We start from the raw sequence: 20431 nt of genomic DNA, 5'->3' as shown, positions 1-20431 counted from the left end.
TAGAACTGAGATAAAAGAACCGGCTTTGCGCCGGTTCTTTGCTATTCACTTCGATATTAAAGTGACATATCCACTACGATCCGCCCCTCAATTTTGCCGGCATGCATACGATCAAAGATGGCGTTGATATTACTCAGCGGCTCGACAGCGATGGTGGCTTTCACCTTATGCCGTCCGGCAAAATCGAGCGCCTCCTGCAAATCTTTTCGGGTGCCAACAATAGAGCCGCGCACCGTGATACCGTCCAGTACCATATCAAAGATAGAGAGATCGAACTTGCCCGGCGGCAGTCCGTTAAGCACCATGGTTCCACCGCGCCGCAGCGTGCCGATGGCCTGTTCAAACGCCGCAGGCGACACGGCGGTGACCAGCGCCGCATGTGCGCCGCCGAACTGCGCGTGAAACACCTCTGCAGGATCGTCTTTACGCGCGTTCACCACCAAGCTGGCGCCGAGACGCTGCGCGAAAGTCAGCTTCTCATCGTCAACATCTACCGCGGCGACGTTTAACCCCATCGCCACGGCATACTGGACAGCCAGATGGCCCAGTCCACCGATACCGGAAATGACCACCCAGTTTCCGGGCCGGGCCTCCGTCATTTTCAAGCCCTTGTAGACCGTTACGCCGGCGCAAAGGATCGGCGCAACCTCGGCATAATCGAGGTTATCAGGCAAAATGCCGACATAGTTGGCATCGGCCAGGCAATACTCCGCAAAGCTGCCGTTAACCGAATAGCCCGCATTCTTCTGTTCATGGCAGAGCGTCTCCCAGCTATCAAGACAGTGCTCGCAGTGCCCGCACGCCGAGTAGAGCCAGGGCACGCCAACGCGATCGCCCAGCTTAAGGTGGGTGACATTAGGCCCTACCGCCACCACCTCGCCGACCCCTTCATGACCGGGAATAAAAGGCGGCACAGGTTTGACGGGCCAGTCGCCCTGCGCCGCATGGAGATCGGTATGGCAGACGCCGGTCGCCGCAATTTTCACCAGCACCTGCCCTGCGCCAACTTCTGGTATGGGTACCTGCTCAATAACCAGCGGTGCACCAAACGCCTTAACCACGGCAGCTTTCATCATTTTCATGACTTCTTTCTCCTGTTGAGGGTTTCATCAAGAGAGTTGCACACCTTTGCCGGTAAGCATATTGATTTAACGCAGAGGGAAGAGGAAACAAACGGGGCGAGAAAGGCGGTAAGCAAAGCGTGCAGCAGTTCAGCTGCCGCACGCCTTAAGAGGATTAATCGCGGAAGTTCTTGAACTGGAACGGCTGGCCGAGATTGCCGCCGCGCACCAGCGCCATCGCGCTCTGCAGATCGTCGCGCGACTTGCCGGTAACGCGCAGCGATTCGCCCTGAATCTGCGTCTGCACCTTGATCTTGCTGTCTTTAATCAGCTTCACGATCTTCTTCGCTACTTCGCTCTCAATGCCCTTTTTCATTTTGGCATCGACGCTCCAGCTCTTGCCGCTGTGCTCGATCTCCTCAGGGATATCAAGCGCGGCGCCCTCGATGCCGCGCTTGAGCATCTTCTCGCGCAGCATATCCACCAGCTGTTTCACCTGAAAATCGGACTCGCTGGTCACTTTGATGGTTTCATTCTTTTCGTTGAGCTCGAAACTGGCGCTCACGTTGCGAAAATCGAAGCGGGTCGTTAATTCACGGTTGGCGTTTTCGACCGCGTTGCGGACTTCCTGCATGTCGATTTCTGAAACGATATCGAAAGATGGCATCTCTTCTTCTCCTGACGCTAAAGTGACATGCATAATACGCGTCTTGCCGCACTAAACAAAATCATGCTGCGCACAACGCTATACTTATTATCGCTGTGTATAACAGAACAAACGACAAACCCGGATACGGGAGGCAGTATGAAGATTACCGTGTTGGGTTGTGGCGCTATTGGCCAGGTCTGGCTCGCCGCCCTGGCGCGCCAGGGCCACGAAGTGCAGGGATGGCTGCGCGTGCCGCAGCCCTACTGTTCCGTCAACGTGATTGATTACCAGGGCCAGGTGAGCAACAACACCTTTATCGCCAACGACCCGCTGTTTCTGGCGGACAGCCAGCTGCTGCTGGTGACGCTCAAGGCGCCGCAGGTTTCGCCCGCGGTGCGCAACCTGCAGAGCGTGCTGTCGGACGATTGTCCGGTGCTGCTGCTGCACAACGGCATGGGCACGCTGGAAGAGCTGAAAGGCCTGAGCCAGCCGCTGCTACGCGGCATCACCACGCATGCGGCGATGCGCGACGGCACGGTGATCAAACATGTCGCCAGCGGCATTACGCATATCGGCCCGGCAAACCGGAAAAGCGCGGCCTTTAGCGACCTCGCCGATATCCTGCACGCGGCGCTGCCGGACGTTGCCTGGCACGACAATATCGCCGCCGCCTGCTGGCGCAAGCTGGCGGTCAACTGCGTCATCAATCCGCTGACCGTGGAGCACGACTGCCAGAACGGCGCGCTGCGCGCCTGGCCGGATCAGATCGACCTGCTCTGCCAGGAGCTGAGCTGGGTGATGGAGCGCGAGGGCCAGCACATCACCGCCGACAGCCTGCGGGACATCGTCTACAACGTGATTGAAACCACCGCGGCCAATACCTCTTCAATGCTGCAGGACGTGCGCGCGCAGCGTCTGACTGAAATCGATTACATCTCCGGCTTTCTGCTGCGACGCGCGCGCGCGCAGGGCATCGCGGTGCCGGAAAACACCCGCCTTTATGAGCTCGTAAAACGCAAGGAGTCCCATTATGACCGCGAACACGCCAGTTCTCGTTTGCCTGGCACATGGCAGTGAAGAGACCGAGGCGGTCACCACTATTGATTTGCTGGTGCGCGGCGGCCTGAAAGTCGTAACCGCCAGCGTAGAGAGCGACGGCTCGCGCGAAATCGTCTGCTCGCGCGGCGTGCGCCTGCTGGCGGATGCGCCGCTGGTAGAGGTGGCCGATGATGACTACGCGGCGATCGTGCTGCCGGGCGGTCTGAAAGGCGCGGAAACCTTCCGCGACAGTCCGCTGCTGGTGGAAACGGTGCGCCAGTTCCATCTCTCCGGCCGCATCGTCGCGGCGATCTGCGCGGCGGCCGGCACGGTGCTGGTGCCGCACGACCTCTTTCCGGTGGGCAATATGACCGGCTTTCCCGGTTTAAAAGAGACGATTCCGGCTGAGAAGTGGATGGAAAGACGCGTGGTATGGGATCCGCGCGTCAATCTGCTGACCAGCCAGGGGCCGGGCACGGCGATGGATTTCGCGCTTAAGCTGATCGATTTGCTGGCGGGTAAAGAGAAAGCGGCGGAGGTGGCGTCCCAGCTGGTGCTGGCGGCGGGCATCTACGATTACAGCGAGTAAAAAAGCTGCGCGCAGCCTGAGCCTGTGCATCAGGTGCCATGGCCCGATCGCAAAGACGCAAAAAACGTCATCCCTGACAGCTCGACCCGCGCGAATACGCACCTCATCCCTGAGGTGCGCCCGTATACGGGCCAACGCGTTGCGTTGTTCAAAAACGCTCCCGGCGTTTTTGTCCTTGCCGCGGGACGCTTTGCTCTTCTGCCCATGTCACCCGCATTTCAGGTTGCAAGCAGCCTGAGGCTGCGCACTATGCGCAGCCTGTTTCATTACGGGCGGTAGACCTTCACGTTTTTGAAGCCCTGCTCGTGCAGATAGAGCGCCTGCAGCTTGCTCATCACGCCGCGATCGCAGTAGAGCAGCCAGGTCTTGCTCTGGTCGAGATCGCCGAACTGGCTGCTGAGCTTATAAAACGGCAGCGATTTCACCTCGGTGCCCTGCAGCGCCAGCGGCTTATCTTCCTGCTCGTCGATGGCGCGAATATCCAGCACCACATCGTCGCTGCCGAACGAGTCCACGGTTTCCACTTCCACAACGTCTTCTTCGGCCTGCTCGGCGATATCGCGGATATCGACGTTGCTCGCCTCTTCCACTACGCGCTGCAGAATAGCGAAATCGAAGTTCTGCTCTTCCGCTTCAATCTTCGCCTTAACCGCTTTCACCGTCGGACTTTTAGAGATGACGCCGCAATATTCCGGCATGGTGCTGGCAAAATCTTCGGTACCGATCTCGCGCGCCACTTTGATGATGTGCTCTTTATCGTGCGAGATCAGCGGACGCAGGATCAGGGTATCAGAGGCGTTGTCGATCAGACGCAGGTTGGTCAGCGTCTGGCTGGAGACCTGGCCCAGCGCTTCGCCGGTCACCAGCGCCTGCACGCCATAGCGCTCTGCGACCATCGACGCGGCGCGCACCATCATGCGCTTCAGCACTACGCCCATCTGGCCGTCATCCACTTTTTCCAGAATCTCGCCGACCACCGGCTCGAAGTTGATCGCCACAAAGCGCACGCGGTGCGAGCGGCCGAAGCGGTTCCAGATATAGTGCGCCACCTGGCGAACGCCGATTTCGTGCGCCGCGCCGCCGAGATTAAAGAAGCAGTAGTGCACGCGACAGCCGCGGCGCAGCAGCATATAGCTGGAGACGCCGGAGTCGAAGCCGCCGGAGATCAGCGACAGCACATCTTCCTGCGTGCCGATCGGGAAACCGCCCAGCCCTTCATAGCGGCCGGTGATCAGCATCAGCCGATCGTCGTCGATTTCAAGATGCACGGTGACGTCGGGCTTGTTCAGCTGCACCTTCGCGCTGGCGATATGCTGATTAAGGCCGCCGCCAACGTAGCGCTCTACGTCCTGCGAGCTAAACTCATGTTTACCGCGGCGCTTAACGCGCACGCAGAAGCTTTTGTTCCGCAGGCTCTCGCCATACTGCGCCAGCGTCTGCTCGAAAATATCGTGCACGTCGGTGTAGCTGCGGTCTTCCACCGACAGCACATGGTGAATGCCGGGAATGCGGGTGAGCTCATCCACAATCACGCCGCGCAGCCCTTCGTCTTTCGACCGGACTTCGATGTGATCCCAGTGGCGCACCACGGCGATATCGTCGCCGACGGTCTTCAGCACGTTGCGAATATTGCTGGTGAGAATTTTAATAAAGCGCAACCGCACCGACTGACTTTTGATGGTGATTTCGGGAAATAACTTGATGATAAACTTCATGGCGACACGAATTCGTTGGGCAAATAAGTGCGAGCGAGCGGCACTTAGCTGGTAAAATCACAAAAATTGCGGGCTAAAGGGCGCAGCCGCATCCGAGGCGCGAGAGTATATCACCTTTGTCAGATGACTGCTTCTGCAACCGCAGTCACATTGATTATTTTGCTAATCAAACGCTCTCCGCTACCATGACCGATTACGAGAGTAAGTCTTACACGTGAGTCGACACTGAATATGCCGAAAAAAGCCGAACAGCCCGCTAGTTTTGAAACCTCCTTGCAGCAGCTGGAACAGATCGTCAGCCGGCTCGAGAGCGGCGAGCTGCCGCTGGAAGAGGCCCTGAATGAGTTTGAGCGCGGCGTACAGCTGGCGCGCAACGGTCAGCAAACATTACAACAGGCCGAGCAGCGCGTACGCATTCTGCTCAGCGACGATAAAGACGCCGATCTCAGCCCCTTCACCCCGGAAAAAGAGTAATGGATTTTATTCACCTGCTGAGCCTTTATCCGGAGCGGGCCAATGCCGCGCTGTCTCGCTTATTAGCGCCGCTTCCCTTTCAGAGTTCTCCTCTGGTTAACGCTATGCGTTATGGGGCATTATTAGGCGGTAAACGCCTGCGCCCCTTTCTGGTCTACGCCACCGGCGAAATGTTCAATGCGGATCCGACGAGCCTTGACGCGCCCGCCGCCGCCGTAGAATGCATTCACGCCTACTCCCTGATCCATGACGACCTGCCAGCGATGGATGACGATGCGTTGCGCCGCGGCCAGCCGACCTGTCATATCAAGTATGGCGAAGATACCGCGATACTCGCCGGCGATGCGCTGCAAACGCTGGCGTTCTCTATCCTGGCGGACGAGCCGATGCCGGGCGTCAGCGACGCCAGCCGCATCGCGATGATTGCCGAACTGGCGCGCGCCAGCGGCGTAGCGGGCATGTGCGGCGGTCAGGCGCTCGATTTGGCGGCGGAAGGCCAGCGGGTCGGGCTGGAACAGCTGGAGCAGATCCATCGCCATAAAACCGGCGCGCTAATCCGCGCCGCCGTGCGCCTGGGCGCGTTAGCGGCGGGCGAGCGCGGACGCGACGCGCTGCCGGCGCTGGATATCTACGCCGACGCCATCGGCCTCGCGTTTCAGGTACAAGACGATATTCTTGATGTGGTAGGCGACAGCGCCATCACCGGCAAAAAACAGGGTGCCGATCAGGATCTGGATAAAAGCACTTACCCGTCGCTGCTGGGGCTCGACAATGCCCGAGCGAAAGCCAGGGAGCTTCACCAGCAAGCGCTGAGCGCGCTGGATATTCTTGCGGCGCAATCGTTAGACACCACAGCATTGCAGGCGCTGGCAAGCTTCATAATTGAACGCGACAAATAACTTCCATAATGAGTCTCTGATGAGTTTTGATATTGCAAAATACCCGACACTGGCGCAGGCAAGCACCGTTGAGGAGCTGCGTTCTCTCCCGAAAGAGTCGCTTCCGGCGCTGTGCGACGAGCTTCGTCAATACCTGCTGGACAGCGTAAGCCGCTCCAGCGGCCATTTCGCCTCGGGTCTGGGCGTCGTCGAGCTGACCGTCGCGCTGCATTACGTCTACAACACGCCGTTCGATCATCTGGTGTGGGACGTCGGGCATCAGGCCTACCCGCATAAAATTCTGACCGGACGCCGCGACCGCATCGGCACGATTCGCCAGAAAAACGGCCTGCATCCCTTTCCATGGCGCGGCGAGAGCGAATATGACGTGCTGAGCGTCGGCCACTCCTCTACTTCCATCAGCGCCGGACTCGGCATGGCGGCGGCGGCGGAGCGCGAAGGCCTGGGCCGCCGCACCGCCTGCATTATCGGTGACGGCGCCATTACCGCCGGCATGGCGTTTGAGGCGATGAACCACGCGGGCGATATCAAGCCCGATATGCTGGTGATCCTCAACGACAACGAGATGTCGATTTCGGAGAACGTCGGCGCGCTGAACAACCGTCTGGCGCAGATCCTTTCCGGCAAAACCTACTCGCGCCTGCGCGAAGGGGGCAAGCGCGTGCTGGGCGGACTGCCGCCGATCAAAGAGCTGGTGAAACGCACCGAAGAGCACCTGAAAGGCATGGTGGTGCCGGGTACGCTGTTTGAAGAGCTGGGCTTTAACTATATCGGCCCGGTGGACGGTCACGACGTGCTGACGCTGGTGACGACGCTGAAGAATATGCGCAGCCTGAAAGGGCCGCAGTTCCTGCATATCATGACCAAAAAGGGCAAAGGCTACGCGCCGGCGGAACAGGATCCGATCGCCTGGCACGCGGTGCCGAAGTTCGATCCCGCCAGCGGCGCGCTGCCCAAGAGCGCCGAAGGTTTGCCGAGCTACTCCAAAATTTTCGGCAGCTGGCTGTGCGAAATGGCGCAGGACGATCCTAAGCTGATGGCGATCACCCCTGCGATGCGCGAAGGCTCCGGCATGGTGGAGTTTTCGCGACGCTATCCGGCACATTATTTCGACGTGGCGATCGCCGAGCAGCATGCGGTGACGTTCGCCGCAGGCATGGCGGTCGGCGGCTATAAGCCGATCGTCGCGATCTATTCGACCTTTCTGCAGCGCGCCTACGATCAGGTGATCCACGACGTGGCGATCCAGAAGCTGCCGGTGATGTTCGCCATCGATCGCGGCGGCATCGTCGGCGCCGACGGGCAGACGCATCAGGGCGCGTTCGACCTCGCGTTTCTGCGCTGCGTGCCGGAAATGGTGATTATGACGCCGAGCGACGAGAACGAATGTCGTCAGATGCTCTATACCGGCTATCACTATCAGGACGGACCGAGCGCGGTACGCTATCCGCGCGGCAATGCGGTCGGCGTCGAGCTGACGCCGCTGCAGAGTCTGCCGCTGGGCAAAGGCGTAGTGAAGCGTCAGGGCGAGAAGCTGGCGATCCTGAACTTCGGCACGCTGCTGCCAGCGGCAGCGGAAGCGGCGGAAGCGCTTAACGCCACGCTGGTGGATATGCGCTTCGTTAAGCCGCTGGATGAGGCGCTGATCGCCGAGCTGGCGCAGCGTCACGAATCGCTGGTGACGCTGGAAGAAGGCGCGATTAAAGGCGGCGCGGGCAGCGGCGTCAACGAGACGGTGATGGCGAAGCGCCTGCGTGTCTCGGTGCTTAACCTCGGCCTGCCGGATGAGTTTATTCCGCAGGGCACTCAGGATGAAGTGCGTCACGATTACCAGCTGGACGCGCAAGGCATTCAGCAGCAAATCCGCGACTGGCTCGCGCAGTAATCCCCTGCCCTCCTCTCCTGCTATGCTTGATGGTTTAATGCATAGCAGGAGCTTTCATGAAAACCACCCCGTTAGGCAACACCGACCTTCAGGTTTCCCGTCTCTGCCTTGGCTGCATGACTTTTGGCGAGCCGGACCGCGGTCGCCACGCCTGGACGCTGCCGGAAGCGAGCAGCCGTCCGCTGATCCAGCAGGCGCTGGAGGCCGGCATTAACTTTTTCGATACCGCAAACAGCTATTCCGACGGCAGCAGCGAAGAGATCGTCGGCCGCGCGCTGAAGGCTTTCGCGCGTCGCGAGGAGATTGTGGTCGCCACCAAGGTTTACTTCCCGCTCAGCAATCTGTCGCAGGGCCTGTCGCGCAAAAATATTATGCAGTCGATCGACGACAGCCTGCGCCGTCTGGACATGGAGTATGTCGACCTGCTGCAAATTCACCGCTGGGATTATGAGACGCCGCTGGAAGAGACGCTGGAAGCGCTGAGCGACGTGGTGAAGGCGGGCAAGGCACGCTATATCGGCGCCTCTTCTATGTATGCGTGGCAGTTCGCCAAAGCGGTTTATACCCAGCGGCAGCACGGCTGGGCGCCGTTCGTCAGCATGCAGGATCAGTACAACCTGATTCAGCGCGAAGAGGAGCGCGAGATGCACCCGCTCTGTCAGGCGGAAAATATCGCCGTGCTGCCGTGGAGTCCGCTGGCGCGCGGCAGGCTGACGCGTCCATGGGGCGAAGCCACGGCGCGTACAGCCTCGGACGAGTATGGCAAAACCCTTTATCATGCTACGGAAGAGAATGATGCGGCCATCGCGCAGCGCGTCGAGGCGATTGCGGCACGTAAAGGGGTGAGCCGCGCGCAGGTGGCGCTCGCCTGGCTGCTGCATAAGCCGGCCGTGACCGCGCCGATTATCGGCGCCTCGCGCGCCGAGCAGCTGGCGGACCTGGTGAAAGCGGTTGAGGTGGAACTGAGTGCTGAGGAGATTACCGAGCTGGAGACGGTTTATCAGCCCCATCCAGTAGTAGGCTTCGAATAGTAGCCTGCGAATCAAGTGCCTACACGGGCGGCATGGCCAGATCGCAAAGTCGCTCAAGGCATCCCTGCACGCTCGGCCCGCGCCATCCCTGGCGCGGGACGCTTTGCTCTTCTGCCCATGCCGCCCGCTTGTAGGAATAGAGTGCGCGCTGAAAAGGGTTTCAGCACGCGCCAGCAAAAGTCAGGCCGCCAGCCACACCCCTGCCGCATAGAGCAGCGCCGCAGAGATCACGCCGGCGATAATGTCATCCACCATAATCCCCATGCCGCCGTGCACGTTGCGATCGAACCAGCGGATCGGCCATGGCTTCCACATATCGAAAATGCGGAACACCACAAAACCGGCCAGCACCCACTGCCAGCTATTCGTCGGAATCGCCATCAGCGTAATCCACATGCCGATAAACTCATCCCAGACGATGCTGCCGTGATCGTGCACGCCCATATCTTTGGCGGTGCGGTGGCAGATATAGACGCCAATGCTAATGCCCAACAGCACGATCAGCGAATAGAGGTCCTGCGGCAGCCGCGCCATCAGCCACCAGAATGGGATCGCCGCCAGCGACCCCATGGTGCCCGGCACATAAGGACTCAACCCGCTGCCGAAACCGGTGGCGAGCAGATGCCAGGGATTGCTCATGCGCAGGCGGCCCTTCGCCACATCCTTATTTCGCGTCAAAATGATCAAATCCCTTATGGCTGAAGGTAACTGGTTTGCCGTGCTCCAGCAGCGTCAGCCCTTCCGCTTCCGGCATCATCTGCCCGATGCAGGTAAAGGGCACGCCAGGGGGGCCCAGCGCTACGTCGAGCGCGCCGCGGTTCATCTCCGGTACCGTAAAGCAGAGCTCATAATCCTCGCCGCCGCTCAGCGCCCAGCGCAGCACCTGCTCAGGCTCGAAATGGTCGCGCAGCGCAGGCGACAGCGGCAGCGCCTCCAGATTCAGCCGCGCGCCGCAGCCGCTGGCCTTGAGAATATGGCCGAGATCGGAAATCAGGCCGTCGGAGAGATCGATCGCCGCCGAGGCGAGCGAACGCAGCGCCTGGCCCTGCAGGATGCGCGGCATCGGCCGCAGATGGCGCTTAATCAGCGCCTCATGCACCGCCGGATCGTTAATGCGATGACGATGCTGCAGCAGCGACAGGCCCGCAGCGCTGTCGCCCAGCGTGCCGGTCACGTAGATCCAGTCGCCCGGCTTCGCGCCCGAGCGCTTCAGCGCGCGACCCTGCGGCACCAGGCCGTGGATGCCGAGCGTCATGCTCAGCGGGCCGCGCGTGGTATCGCCGCCCACCAGCTGCATATCGTAATATTCCAGCAGCTCAAACAGGCTTTCGCTAAAGGCTTTCAGCCACTCTTCGTCGACCTCCGGCAGCGTCAGCGCCAGCGTCAGCCACGCCGGATCGGCACCCATGGCCGCCAGATCGCTAAGGTTAACCGCCAGCGCTTTATAGCCGAGATCGGCAGGATGGATATCGCGTAAAAAGTGGACGCCCGCCACCAGCGTATCGGTGCTGATTGCCAGCGTCTGTTTCTCCGGCACGCTCATCAGCGCGCAGTCGTCGCCGATGCCGGTCTCGACGTCGCGGCGGCTGCGGGTTCTGCGATTGAAATAGCGTGCGATGAGTTCGAATTCGCCACAGGACATGGTTGCGTTCCGCTTACTGATGAAAAAAGGCCAGCAAGCTGGCCTTTTCTTTATTTGCGATTGGGTCTGATTTGTGGAGCGGCTTTATCCAGCACGCCATTGACGAACTTATGGCTATCTTCGGCGCCAAATACTTTCGCCAGCTCGATACCTTCGTTGATCGCCACTTTGTAGGGCACATCAGCGCGCTTGCTCAGTTCATACAGCGAAATACGCAGGATTGCTTTTTCTACCTGGCCCAGCTCTTCAAGCTGGCGCGACAGGTAAGGTTTCATCAGCCCATCCAGATACGCGCTGTTGGTCGCCACACCGGACAGCAGTTCGCGGAAATAGGTAATGTCGACGTCTTTGACGTCCTGTTCCGCCAGAAACTGGTATTCCACATCGGCAATGTCGTTTTTAGACAACTGCCAGGAGTAGAGCGCCTGGACAGCGCACTCGCGGGCGCGGCGACGAGCAGCAGGTTTCACAAAATTCCCCTTACAAAAATCAGGCTTTGATGGCTTTCAATACGTTAATCATTTCGAGTGCGGTCAGGGCCGCTTCGGCGCCTTTGTTACCCGCTTTGGTACCGGCACGCTCAATAGCCTGCTCGATATTTTCCGTGGTCAACACGCCGAAAGTTACCGGGATTTCGCTGGTCATCGCGACGTTAGCGATACCGGAGCTGGCTTCGCCGGCAACATATTCAAAGTGGGCGGTGCCGCCGCGAATCACGGTGCCCAGCGCCACGATGGCGTCGTGCTTACCGCTGTTCGCCAGCGCGCGGGCTGCCAGCGGCAGTTCGTATGCGCCTGGAACCCAGACGACGGTGATGTTTTCATCTTTCACCTGACCGATACGCTTCAGGGCATCGATCGCGCCGTGCAGCAGGCTGTCGTTGATGAAGTTGTTAAAACGCGCAATAACGATGGCGACATTGGCCTCAGGCGTGGCAACAGCAGCTTCGATAACTTTCATACTTATCCTTTCAGGGTTTTGTTATGGCCCCGCAGGGGGGCGGATTCTATCACACTCTTTGGCGGCGTGCTCTCGCTTTTCCGCCGCGGTCAGCGCGGCGTCAGCGTCAGGCGCAGATCGGGGCCGACCTGGCGCACGTCGCTAAATGAAAAGGCCGGCGCATCGGCCAGTTGCGCTAAGCCGGGCAGCTGGCACAGGCCGCGCGCGGCGTCGCCGAGCAGCCTCGGCGCCATATAGACGATCAGCTCATCCACCACGCCCGTCTGCAGCAGCGCGCCGGCCAGCGACGCGCCCGCTTCGACCCACAGGCTGTTCACCTGCTGTTTGCCCAGCAGCATCATCAGCGCCACCAGGTCGAGCTGCTCGCCGCGCGGCGGCACGGCGATCTGCGTCACGCTCTCTGGCCAGACCTGCTGGTCCGGCGCGGCGCGCATCAGCCAGGTTTCGCCCGGCTGGGCAATGAGTTTGTGCTGCGGCGTCACCCGATTGCGGCTGTCGACAATGACGCGCAGCGGCTGCCGCAGCTCTGCTTCGTTCAGCAGCGACTGCGATTCGCTATCGAGCTCTGCCCAGCGCACCGTCAGCGACGGATCGTCCGCCAGCACGGTGGCGCTGCTGCTGAGGATCGCTGAGCTCTGCGCCCGCAGACGCTGCACGTCGCGACGCGCAGCGGCCGAAGTAATCCACTGGCTTTCGCCGCTCGCCATGGCGGTGCGGCCATCCAGCGAGGCGCCGAGCTTGAGCTGAACAAACGGAAAACCGGTGCGCATGCGCTTCAGAAAGCCGCGATTGAGCGCTTCCGCTTCCGCCATCATCAGCCCATGGCTGACTGCGACGCCCGCCTGCTGCAGGCGGTAAAGTCCGCGTCCGGCGACCTGCGGATTAGGATCCTGCATCGCCGCGACCACGCGGCTGACGCCGGCGGCGATCAGCGCGTCGCAGCAGGGCGGCGTGCGGCCGTGGTGGCTGCACGGCTCGAGCGTGACGTAGGCGGTGGCGCCGCGCGCCCTGTCGCCCGCCATGCGAAGCGCGTGCACCTCGGCGTGCGGCTCGCCGGCGCGCTGATGCCAGCCTTCGCCGACGATCTCGCCGTCGCGTACAATAACGCAGCCCACGTTGGGATTGGGCGTCGTGGTAAAGCGTCCGCGCCGCGCCAGCTCCAGCGCGCGCGCCATATAGCGTTCATCCATAATCAATCCTGTAACCTGGCGATCTCCGCACCGAAATCGCGAATATCTTCAAAGCTGCGGTAGACCGAGGCGAAACGAATATAGGCGACCTTATCGAGCTTCTTCAGCTCATCCATCACCAGATTGCCGATCAGCTTGCTGGGAATCTCCCGCTCGCCGGTGGCGCGCAGCTGGGTTTTGATATGGTTTACCGCGCTTTCCACCGCATCGGCGCTGACCGGGCGCTTCTCCAGCGCCTTCATCATGCCGCTGCTGAGCTTGTCTTCATTAAAGGGTTCGCGCACGTCATTACTTTTCACTACCCGCGGCATCACCAGCTCCGCCACCTCAAAGGTGGTGAAGCGCTCATGGCACACCAGACACTGCCGGCGGCGCCGCACGGACGATCCTTCACTAACCAGACGTGAATCAATGACTTTAGTGTCCACAGCAGAGCAAAATGGGCAGTGCATGACCTTTCCTGACGCTAAACAAATGGGCCACACAGTGTAGCGCGAATGGCATGTCAACAAAATGTATTAGCGTGCCTTTCCTCTTTTGCCATTCGGCAGGAGACGTCGCGAGAAAGTGTCTATGCTTACTGATGTCGTCAGAAAGACGGCCTACACCATGACAATCTGGAGGATATATATGGGTTTGTTTAACTTTGTGAAAGAGGCAGGCGAAAAACTGTGGGACGCGGTATCCGGCCATGATGATGCCAGCAAAAAGCTGAAAGAGCACATCGACAAGCTGGGCTTACCTGACAGCGACAAAGTAAACGTAGCGGTCAACGGCGACACCGTAACGGTGAGCGGAGATGGTATTTCTCAGGAGCTGAAAGAGAAAATTTTGGTGGCGGCCGGCAACGTCGCAGGCATCACCAAAGTCGACGACCAGGTCAAAACAGCCGACGGCGCGCCGGAAGCGGAATTCTACACCGTGAAAAAAGGCGACACGCTGAGCGCAATTTCGAAAGCGGTTTACGGCAACCCTAACGAATACAATAAGATTTTCGAAGCCAACAAGCCGATGCTGACCCACCCTGACAAAATCTACCCGGGCCAGGTATTACGTATTCCTAAATAACGGACAAGGAAGGCTTTATGATCAGGACGGTTTGGGCGCCGCTGGCGTGTGCGATGGCGCTGTTAAGCGGCTGTAGCTCGACGCCCGTCAGCCCCAAAGTGACTCAGCTGCATCAGGAAGTAAGCCAGCTGAATCAGCAGATGCGCCACCTCACCACTCAGGCGAGCGCCATCGAAATCCAGGGGCAGCTTAACAGCAACTCGACGCAAGGTGCCTGGCTGGTGCCGCAGGCTAACACGCCGGTCGAGCTGCAAACCCAGCTCGGCAAGCTGCGCCTCTCGCTGACGCGCGTCGCGGCGGAAGCCAATGGCGCGCGCGCTAACCTGACCATCAGCGCCACCGACAGCCAGCCCGTTCCGGCGTTGCGCGCGCGCGTGGTATGGGGCGAGCGCGATCCGGCGACGGGCAAGCCGCTGGACGCCACCAACCTGAGCCAGGAGATTGAGGTGCCCGCCGCGCTGCTGCCGCGCGCCTCGGTTATCGTGCCGCTGCGCCTGAGCGGCCTGACGCCGGACCAGCTCGGTTTTGTGCGCGTGCATGACGTAGTGGGCGACGCGCCTGCCGCGCCCGTCGCGCAGTAAAAGAAGCGCCCAAACAAAACGGGCTGCCAGATGGCAGCCCGTTTTTTTATTACGCTTGCGCGTTACGGCATGATTGAAGGCTGGTCGGCGCCCTCTTTCTCTACCTTCTGCACCAGCATATGTTCGCGCTTCATGCCCAGCTTCAGCGCCAGCGCGGAAGAGACATAAATCGACGAAATGGTACCTATGGTGACGCCGATCAGCATCGTCAGCGAGAAGCCTTTCAGCAACGCGCCGCCGAAGATGAACAGGATCAGGATCATCGCCAGCGTGGTGAGCGAGGTGATCAAGGTGCGGCTCAACGTCTGGGTCAGCGACACGTTGGTGATATCGTAAGAAGAGCCGCGGCGGATCTTGCGGAAGTTCTCACGAATACGGTCGGATACCACGATTTTATCGTTGAGCGAGTAGCCGATCACCGACATCAGCGAGGCGACGATGGTCAGATCGATCTCGATGTGCGCCAGCGACAGAATGCCGCAGGTGATGATCACGTCGTGCGCCAGCGCCAGCACGGTGCCGAGCGCCAGACGCCACTCAAAGCGAAAGCCGATATAGATCAGAATCGCAATCAGCGCCGCCAGCAGCGCCATCGCGCCCGCCTGCGCCAGGTCGTTGCCCACGCTCGGGCCGACGAACTCAATGCGCTTCACCGTCGCGTTCTGCTGGGTGGTCTGATTGATGATGGTAATGATCTTGTTGCCCAGCTCCTGGCCGGCCGGTCCGTCCATGGGCGCCATGCGCACCATCACGTCGCGGCTGCTGCCGAAGTTCTGCACGATAGGATCGGCATAACCCGCTTTTTCCAGCCCATCACGCAGCGTATCCAGCTCTGCGGGTTTCTCCAGCGCGATCTCGATCACCGTACCGCCGGTAAAATCGAGACCCCAGTTGAAACCGCGCACGGAGACCATGGCGATAGACGCCACGATCAGCAGGCCGGAGATAATAAACGCCAGCGTGTCCCAGCGCATAAAGTCGACGACTTTACGCCCGTGGTTCAGCTGTTCAATATTGTATTCCTGTGCCACAACGCACTCCTCAGATAGACAGCTTGTTGATGCGTTTGCCGCCGTACACCAGGTTCACGATGGCGCGCGTTCCAACGATCGCGGTAAACATCGAGGTGGCGATACCAATAGCGGTGGTAATCGCAAAGCCTTTAATTGAACCTGTACCAACGGCATACAGGATGATGACCTTGATCAGCGTGGTTACGTTAGCATCGACGATACTGGAGAAGGCGCCTTTGTAGCCTTCATGAATCGCCTGCTGCACGGAACGGCCGTTTCTCAGCTCTTCCTTAATACGCTCGTTAATCAGTACGTTCGCATCCACCGCCACCGCCAGCGTCAGCACGATACCGGCGATACCGGGCATGGTGAGCGTGGCGCCCGGCAGCAGCGACATGACGCCGACAATCAGCACCAGGTTGCACAGCAGCGCGCTGGTGGCGATCAGGCCGAACTTCTTATAGAACACCACCATAAACAGAATTGAAGCGATCAGACCCCACAGGCAGGCTTCAAGCCCCTGCGTGATATTCTGCGCGCCCATGGTCGGGCCGATAGTGCGCTCTTCCACGATCTGAATCGGCGCAATCAGCGCGCCCGCACGCAGCAGCAGCGAGAGCTGACGCGCTTCGTTCGGGTTGTTGATGCCGGTGATGCGGAAGCTGTTGCCGAGGCGAGACTGGATATTGGCGACGTTAATCACCTCTTCCTGTTTCACCAGCACTGCGCGACCGTTGGCGTCTTTCTTACCGCTGTCTTTGTACTCCACAAACAGGGTCGCCATCGGCTTGCCGATGTTGTCCTTGGTGAAGTTAGACATGATATTGCCGCCCGCGCCGTCCAGGGAGATATTGACCTGCGGCTGGTTGTACTCGTCCATGCTGGACGTTGAGTCGGTGATATGGTCACCGGTCAGGATCACGCGCTTGTAGAGCACAACCGGCTGACCCTCACGCGTCTGCTTCACTTCCGAGTCGCCCGGCACGCGGCCGTTGGCGGCGGCGGTCGGATCGGCAGTGGTGTTCACCAGACGGAACTCCAGAGTCGCGGTAGCGCCGAGGATCTCTTTGGCGCGTGCGGTATCCTGAATGCCCGGCAGTTCGACGACGATGCGATCGGTGCCCTGACGCTGCACCAGCGGTTCGGCGACGCCGAGCTGGTTGACGCGGTTACGCAGAATAGTGATGTTCTGCTGAACGGCGTATTCGCGCGCTTCGCTGAGACGCGCGTCGCTCATCACCGCGCGCAGCGCGTCGCTGCCGCTGGAGGAGATGACCATGTCGCGATGGCGCGCGCTCAGCCAGTTAATCGCGGCATCGCGGCTGTCGCCGTCGCGGAAACGGATTTCCACGCCGTAGTTGGCGATTTTATTGACGTTGGTATAGGGGATATTCTTTTCGCGCAGGTCGCTGCGCAGGCTATCGGCATTCTGCTCCTGCAGCTTGCCCAGCGCGGTGTCCATATCCACTTCCATCAGGAAGTGCACGCCGCCGCGCAGATCCAGACCGAGCTTCATCGGCTCAGCCGCCAGCATGCTCAGCCAGCGCGGGGTAGCCGGCGCAAGGTTGAGCGCGACGACGTAGTTCTCGCCAAGCTTATTCACAATCGCTTCACGGGCGCGCAGCTGCACATCCGTATTGGGGAAACGTGCCAGAATGGCGCCGTTTTCCAGCGCGAGGGATTTGCTCTGGATATTCTCTTGTTTTAACAGGTTCTGAATCTGATCCAACGTTTGTTCACTGGCGGCGACGCCGCGCGCGCCAGTGATCTGAACGGCCGGATCCTCACCATACAGGTTGGGAAGCGCATAGAGCAGGCCGACAAGAATGACGACGACCAGCATCACGTACTTCCACAAAGGATAACGATTTAACACGGCAGTTCCCTTAGGGAAGTAAATATTAGAGCGCCTTCATCGTACCTTTCGGCAGGACGGCAGCCACGAAATCACGTTTGATAACCACTTCGTTAGTCTCGTTCAGGGCGATAGAAACATAGCCCGTGTCGGAAACTTTCGTTACGCGGCCTACCAGGCCACCGCTGGTCAGCACTTCGTCGCCTTTAGCGATGGAATCCATCAGCTTTTTGTGCTCTTTCGCACGCTTCTGCTGCGGACGCAGGATCATGAAGTAAAAAATCAGGCCAAACACCACCAGCATGATCACCAGAGAATACGGACTTCCCTGCGACGGTGCACCTGCGGCAGCCACGGCGTCAGAAATGAAAAAGCTCATTTAATTTCCCTCATTGATAGAATTATCAGACGTTTAACGGCGGAACCGCTTTGCCCGTCCGTTGGTAGAACTCGCTAACAAAGCGCTCCAATTTACCCTCTTCGATAGCCTGGCGTAAACCCGCCATCAGGCGCTGGTAGTAGCGCAGGTTATGAATGGTATTCAGGCGCGCGCCGAGTATTTCGTTACAGCGATCAAGATGATGCAAGTAGGCGCGGCTGTAATTGCGACAGGTGTAGCAATCACACTCCGCATCCAGCGGCGAGGTGTCGTCTTTATGCTTCGCGTTACGGATTTTCACCACGCCGTCGGTGACGAACAGATGGCCGTTGCGCGCGTTGCGCGTCGGCATCACGCAGTCGAACATATCAATGCCGCGACGTACGCCTTCCACCAGGTCTTCCGGCTTGCCGACGCCCATCAGGTAACGAGGTTTATCCTGCGGGATCTGCGGACAAACGTGCTCCAGGATGCGATGCATGTCCTCTTTCGGCTCACCCACCGCCAGGCCGCCCACAGCGTACCCATCAAAGCCAATCTCTACCAGACCTTTGACCGAGACATCACGTAAATCTTCGTAAACAGAGCCCTGGATAATGCCAAACAGCGCGTTCTTGTTGCCCAGGCTGTCGAAGCGATCGCGACTGCGTCGCGCCCAGCGCAGCGACATCTCCATCGAGCGCTTCGCGTAGTCCCAGTCCGCTGGGTATGGCGTACATTCGTCGAAGATCATCACGATGTCCGATCCCAGATCGAACTGGATCTCCATCGATTTTTCAGGATCGAGGAAGATCGGATCGCCGTTGATCGGGTTACGGAAGTGAACGCCCGCTTCGGTGATCTTGCGGATATCGCCGAGGCTGAACACCTGGAAACCGCCGGAATCGGTCAGAATCGGCCCTTTCCACTGCATAAAGTCATGCAGATCGCCGTGCAGCTTCATGATCTCCTGGCCAGGACGCAGCCAGAGATGGAAGGTATTGCCGAGGATAATCTGCGCGCCGGTTTCCTGAACCTCTTCCGGCGTCATGCCCTTAACCGTGCCGTAGGTGCCCACCGGCATAAACGCCGGGGTTTCCACCACGCCGCGATCGAAAATCAGACGGCCACGGCGCGCGCGCCCGTCGGTAGTGTCGAGTTCAAACTTCACAAAGCCTCCATCAGAGAAACAGTCTGATGCGATGGTTAAACAAGCAGTTTACGGCGCCGCCGTAAACCGGACGTCATCAGGCGCCGACTTTCTCGTGCGGTGCCTGCGGATTTTTCGTAATGAACATCGCGTCGCCATAGCTGAAAAAGCGATATTGTTCCGCCACAGCGGCCTGATAGGCTGCCATGGTGTGCTGATAGCCGGCAAAGGCCGACACCAGCATAATCAGGGTCGATTCCGGCAGGTGGAAATTGGTGATCAGCGCGTCGATCACCTGATACTGGTAGCCAGGATAGATAAAGATCTGGGTGTCGTCGAAGAAGGGCGTAATCAGCGCTTGCTGGCTTGCCTGCGCCGCGCTCTCCAGCGAGCGCACCGAGGTGGTGCCGACGGCGACCACTTTATTGCCGCGCGCTTTGCACGCCAGCACCGCGTCGACCACCTCCTGCGGCACTTCGGCATATTCGGAGTGCATGACATGCTCTTCGATGCTGTCGACGCGCACCGGCTGAAAGGTGCCCGCGCCGACGTGCAGCGTCACGAACGCCATCTCGACGCCCTTTTCGCGCAGCGCCGCCAGCAGCGGCTCGTCGAAGTGCAGTCCGGCGGTCGGCGCCGCCACGGCGCCAGGACGCGCGCTGTAGACGGTCTGATAAAGCTCGCGATCCGCCTCTTCGTCAGGACGGTCGATATAGGGCGGCAGCGGCATATGGCCAACGCTGTTGAGAATATCCAGCACCGCGCGGTCGTCTTCGAACGCAATCTCGAACAGGGCGTCGTGACGCGCCACCATCGTCGCCTTCACGCTCTCGTCGTCGCCCAGCAGCAGCTCTGCGCCAGGCTTCGGCGCCTTAGAGGCGCGCACGTGCGCCAGCACGCGCTTGTCGTCCAGCATGCGCTCCACCAGCATTTCGATTTTGCCGCCGCTCGCCTTCCGGCCGTAAACGCGCGCCGGGATCACCCGCGTATTGTTGAACACCAGCAGATCGCCGGGATTCAGCTTCTCCAGCACGTCGGTAAAGACCCCGTGCGTCAGCTGCCCGCTCGGACCGTCCAGCGACAGCAGGCGACAACCGCTGCGCTGCGCCTGCGGATAGTGGGCGATAAGAGATTCAGGCAACTCAAAAGTAAAATCGGCGACACGCATGGCTAACTTCTTACTCAGGCATAAAAACAGGCGGCACAGTTTAGCGGAAAAGCGGCCAATTCTGAACAACTGGCTGCACGTTCGCACTTCTGGCTATAATGCGGC

Annotated in this window: 22 protein-coding genes; 8 read left to right on the top strand and 14 right to left on the bottom strand. The window is 59.7% G+C overall.

What is annotated here, in order from left to right; all coding sequences use genetic code 11:
- Positions 1–56 precede the first annotated feature (56 nt).
- Positions 57–1082 (bottom strand): alcohol dehydrogenase AdhP, encoded by a 1026-nt coding sequence (adhP, locus tag B3229_RS07255; RefSeq protein ID WP_286870220.1) that lies wholly within the window; start codon positions 1080–1082, stop codon positions 57–59.
- Positions 1083–1236: 154 nt separating this feature from the next.
- Complete coding sequence (locus B3229_RS07250) at positions 1237–1728, bottom strand: YajQ family cyclic di-GMP-binding protein (protein WP_033752724.1); 492 nt, start codon at positions 1726–1728, stop codon at positions 1237–1239.
- A gap of 138 nt (positions 1729–1866) precedes the next feature.
- On the opposite strand from B3229_RS07250, the gene panE reads away from it, so the two are divergent.
- Complete coding sequence (gene panE / locus B3229_RS07245; RefSeq protein WP_286870219.1) at positions 1867–2787, top strand: 2-dehydropantoate 2-reductase; 921 nt, start codon at positions 1867–1869, stop codon at positions 2785–2787.
- Positions 2741–3337 carry a protein deglycase YajL gene (gene yajL / locus B3229_RS07240; protein ID WP_048783375.1) on the top strand — a complete coding sequence of 199 codons (597 nt, stop codon included), beginning with the start codon at positions 2741–2743 and terminating at the stop codon, positions 3335–3337. Before panE ends, yajL begins: the two co-directional genes overlap by 47 nt.
- A gap of 266 nt (positions 3338–3603) precedes the next feature.
- On the opposite strand, the gene thiI is transcribed toward yajL, so the two are convergent.
- On the bottom strand, positions 3604–5052 hold the full coding sequence (gene thiI / locus B3229_RS07235; protein ID WP_286870218.1) for a tRNA uracil 4-sulfurtransferase ThiI: 1449 nt from the start codon (positions 5050–5052) through the stop codon (positions 3604–3606).
- Positions 5053–5283: 231 nt separating this feature from the next.
- Between thiI and xseB the strand changes: the two genes are divergently transcribed.
- The 4 genes from xseB to B3229_RS07215 are packed head-to-tail and all read left to right on the top strand — an operon-like array spanning position 5284 to position 9341.
- On the top strand, positions 5284–5526 hold the full coding sequence (gene xseB, locus B3229_RS07230; protein WP_033752728.1) for an exodeoxyribonuclease VII small subunit: 243 nt from the start codon (positions 5284–5286) through the stop codon (positions 5524–5526).
- Positions 5526–6425, top strand: a complete 900-nt coding sequence (gene ispA / locus B3229_RS07225) for a (2E,6E)-farnesyl diphosphate synthase (protein WP_033752729.1) — start codon at positions 5526–5528, stop codon at positions 6423–6425. The genes xseB and ispA overlap by 1 nt, the downstream gene beginning before the upstream one ends.
- 19 nt (positions 6426–6444) lie before the next feature.
- The gene (gene dxs / locus B3229_RS07220) at positions 6445–8310 is read left to right on the top strand and encodes a 1-deoxy-D-xylulose-5-phosphate synthase (protein ID WP_286870217.1); all 1866 of its coding nucleotides are present in this window, start codon (positions 6445–6447) and stop codon (positions 8308–8310) included.
- A gap of 56 nt (positions 8311–8366) precedes the next feature.
- Complete coding sequence (locus tag B3229_RS07215) at positions 8367–9341, top strand: aldo/keto reductase (protein WP_277268711.1); 975 nt, start codon at positions 8367–8369, stop codon at positions 9339–9341.
- A gap of 180 nt (positions 9342–9521) precedes the next feature.
- Here the strand turns inward: B3229_RS07215 and pgpA are convergent, their stop codons facing one another.
- The 6 genes from pgpA to nrdR form a co-directional block, all read right to left on the bottom strand.
- On the bottom strand, positions 9522–9980 hold the full coding sequence (pgpA, locus tag B3229_RS07210; RefSeq protein WP_376747219.1) for a phosphatidylglycerophosphatase A: 459 nt from the start codon (positions 9978–9980) through the stop codon (positions 9522–9524).
- Between the two features lie 25 nt (positions 9981–10005).
- Positions 10006–10983 carry a thiamine-phosphate kinase gene (gene thiL, locus B3229_RS07205; RefSeq protein WP_286870215.1) on the bottom strand — a complete coding sequence of 326 codons (978 nt, stop codon included), beginning with the start codon at positions 10981–10983 and terminating at the stop codon, positions 10006–10008.
- A gap of 50 nt (positions 10984–11033) precedes the next feature.
- Positions 11034–11453 (bottom strand): transcription antitermination factor NusB, encoded by a 420-nt coding sequence (gene nusB / locus B3229_RS07200; protein WP_033752734.1) that lies wholly within the window; start codon positions 11451–11453, stop codon positions 11034–11036.
- Positions 11454–11472: 19 nt separating this feature from the next.
- Positions 11473–11943 (bottom strand): 6,7-dimethyl-8-ribityllumazine synthase, encoded by a 471-nt coding sequence (gene ribE / locus B3229_RS07195; RefSeq protein WP_033752735.1) that lies wholly within the window; start codon positions 11941–11943, stop codon positions 11473–11475.
- Between the two features lie 89 nt (positions 11944–12032).
- Positions 12033–13133, bottom strand: coding sequence for a bifunctional diaminohydroxyphosphoribosylaminopyrimidine deaminase/5-amino-6-(5-phosphoribosylamino)uracil reductase RibD (gene ribD, locus B3229_RS07190; RefSeq protein WP_193390080.1), 1101 nt, complete (start codon positions 13131–13133; stop codon positions 12033–12035).
- Positions 13134–13135: 2 nt separating this feature from the next.
- Positions 13136–13585, bottom strand: coding sequence for a transcriptional regulator NrdR (gene nrdR / locus B3229_RS07185; RefSeq protein WP_033788790.1), 450 nt, complete (start codon positions 13583–13585; stop codon positions 13136–13138).
- 178 nt (positions 13586–13763) lie between these two features.
- Between nrdR and lysM the strand changes: the two genes are divergently transcribed.
- Together lysM and B3229_RS07175 are read left to right on the top strand one after the other, a co-directional pair.
- Positions 13764–14201: a peptidoglycan-binding protein LysM gene (gene lysM / locus B3229_RS07180; protein WP_033752737.1), complete on the top strand. Its 438-nt coding sequence runs from the start codon at positions 13764–13766 to the stop codon at positions 14199–14201.
- Between the two features lie 17 nt (positions 14202–14218).
- The gene (locus tag B3229_RS07175; protein WP_286870214.1) at positions 14219–14782 is read left to right on the top strand and encodes a DUF3251 domain-containing protein; all 564 of its coding nucleotides are present in this window, start codon (positions 14219–14221) and stop codon (positions 14780–14782) included.
- A 62-nt stretch (positions 14783–14844) separates the two neighbouring features.
- Here the strand turns inward: B3229_RS07175 and secF are convergent, their stop codons facing one another.
- From secF to queA, 5 genes are all read right to left on the bottom strand, one after another.
- Positions 14845–15813 (bottom strand): protein translocase subunit SecF, encoded by a 969-nt coding sequence (gene secF / locus B3229_RS07170; protein ID WP_286870213.1) that lies wholly within the window; start codon positions 15811–15813, stop codon positions 14845–14847.
- 10 nt (positions 15814–15823) lie between these two features.
- Positions 15824–17671, bottom strand: a complete 1848-nt coding sequence (secD, locus tag B3229_RS07165) for a protein translocase subunit SecD (protein WP_071997378.1) — start codon at positions 17669–17671, stop codon at positions 15824–15826.
- 25 nt (positions 17672–17696) lie between these two features.
- Entirely contained in the window at positions 17697–18029 is a 333-nt protein-coding gene (yajC, locus tag B3229_RS07160) for a preprotein translocase subunit YajC (protein ID WP_033752741.1), read from the bottom strand.
- Positions 18030–18054: 25 nt separating this feature from the next.
- Positions 18055–19179 carry a tRNA guanosine(34) transglycosylase Tgt gene (tgt, locus tag B3229_RS07155; RefSeq protein WP_033752742.1) on the bottom strand — a complete coding sequence of 375 codons (1125 nt, stop codon included), beginning with the start codon at positions 19177–19179 and terminating at the stop codon, positions 18055–18057.
- Positions 19180–19255: 76 nt separating this feature from the next.
- Entirely contained in the window at positions 19256–20326 is a 1071-nt protein-coding gene (gene queA, locus B3229_RS07150) for a tRNA preQ1(34) S-adenosylmethionine ribosyltransferase-isomerase QueA (RefSeq protein WP_286870212.1), read from the bottom strand.
- Positions 20327–20431 lie beyond the last annotated feature (105 nt).

It is taken from the genome of Pantoea sp. UBA5035, from assembly GCF_002415245.1.
In the GTDB taxonomy this organism is placed as follows: Bacteria; Pseudomonadota; Gammaproteobacteria; order Enterobacterales; family Enterobacteriaceae; genus Pantoea; species Pantoea septica.
The sequence above is the reverse complement of the archived record's forward strand: the minus strand, read 5'-3'. Positions and strand labels throughout refer to the sequence as shown.

Coding starts and splice junctions, on each gene's coding strand:
- adhP (WP_286870220.1), bottom strand. CDS start 1,082: ATGAAAATGATGAAAGCTGCCGTGGTTAAGGCGTTTGGTGCACCGCTG.
- B3229_RS07250 (WP_033752724.1), bottom strand. CDS start 1,728: ATGCCATCTTTCGATATCGTTTCAGAAATCGACATGCAGGAAGTCCGC.
- panE (WP_286870219.1), top strand. CDS start 1,867: ATGAAGATTACCGTGTTGGGTTGTGGCGCTATTGGCCAGGTCTGGCTC.
- yajL (WP_048783375.1), top strand. CDS start 2,741: ATGACCGCGAACACGCCAGTTCTCGTTTGCCTGGCACATGGCAGTGAA.
- thiI (WP_286870218.1), bottom strand. CDS start 5,052: ATGAAGTTTATCATCAAGTTATTTCCCGAAATCACCATCAAAAGTCAG.
- xseB (WP_033752728.1), top strand. CDS start 5,284: ATGCCGAAAAAAGCCGAACAGCCCGCTAGTTTTGAAACCTCCTTGCAG.
- ispA (WP_033752729.1), top strand. CDS start 5,526: ATGGATTTTATTCACCTGCTGAGCCTTTATCCGGAGCGGGCCAATGCC.
- dxs (WP_286870217.1), top strand. CDS start 6,445: ATGAGTTTTGATATTGCAAAATACCCGACACTGGCGCAGGCAAGCACC.
- B3229_RS07215 (WP_277268711.1), top strand. CDS start 8,367: ATGAAAACCACCCCGTTAGGCAACACCGACCTTCAGGTTTCCCGTCTC.
- pgpA (WP_376747219.1), bottom strand. CDS start 9,980: ATGAGCAATCCCTGGCATCTGCTCGCCACCGGTTTCGGCAGCGGGTTG.
- thiL (WP_286870215.1), bottom strand. CDS start 10,983: ATGTCCTGTGGCGAATTCGAACTCATCGCACGCTATTTCAATCGCAGA.
- ribE (WP_033752735.1), bottom strand. CDS start 11,943: ATGAAAGTTATCGAAGCTGCTGTTGCCACGCCTGAGGCCAATGTCGCC.
- ribD (WP_193390080.1), bottom strand. CDS start 13,133: ATGGATGAACGCTATATGGCGCGCGCGCTGGAGCTGGCGCGGCGCGGA.
- nrdR (WP_033788790.1), bottom strand. CDS start 13,585: ATGCACTGCCCATTTTGCTCTGCTGTGGACACTAAAGTCATTGATTCA.
- lysM (WP_033752737.1), top strand. CDS start 13,764: ATGGGTTTGTTTAACTTTGTGAAAGAGGCAGGCGAAAAACTGTGGGAC.
- B3229_RS07175 (WP_286870214.1), top strand. CDS start 14,219: ATGATCAGGACGGTTTGGGCGCCGCTGGCGTGTGCGATGGCGCTGTTA.
- yajC (WP_033752741.1), bottom strand. CDS start 18,029: ATGAGCTTTTTCATTTCTGACGCCGTGGCTGCCGCAGGTGCACCGTCG.
- queA (WP_286870212.1), bottom strand. CDS start 20,326: ATGCGTGTCGCCGATTTTACTTTTGAGTTGCCTGAATCTCTTATCGCC.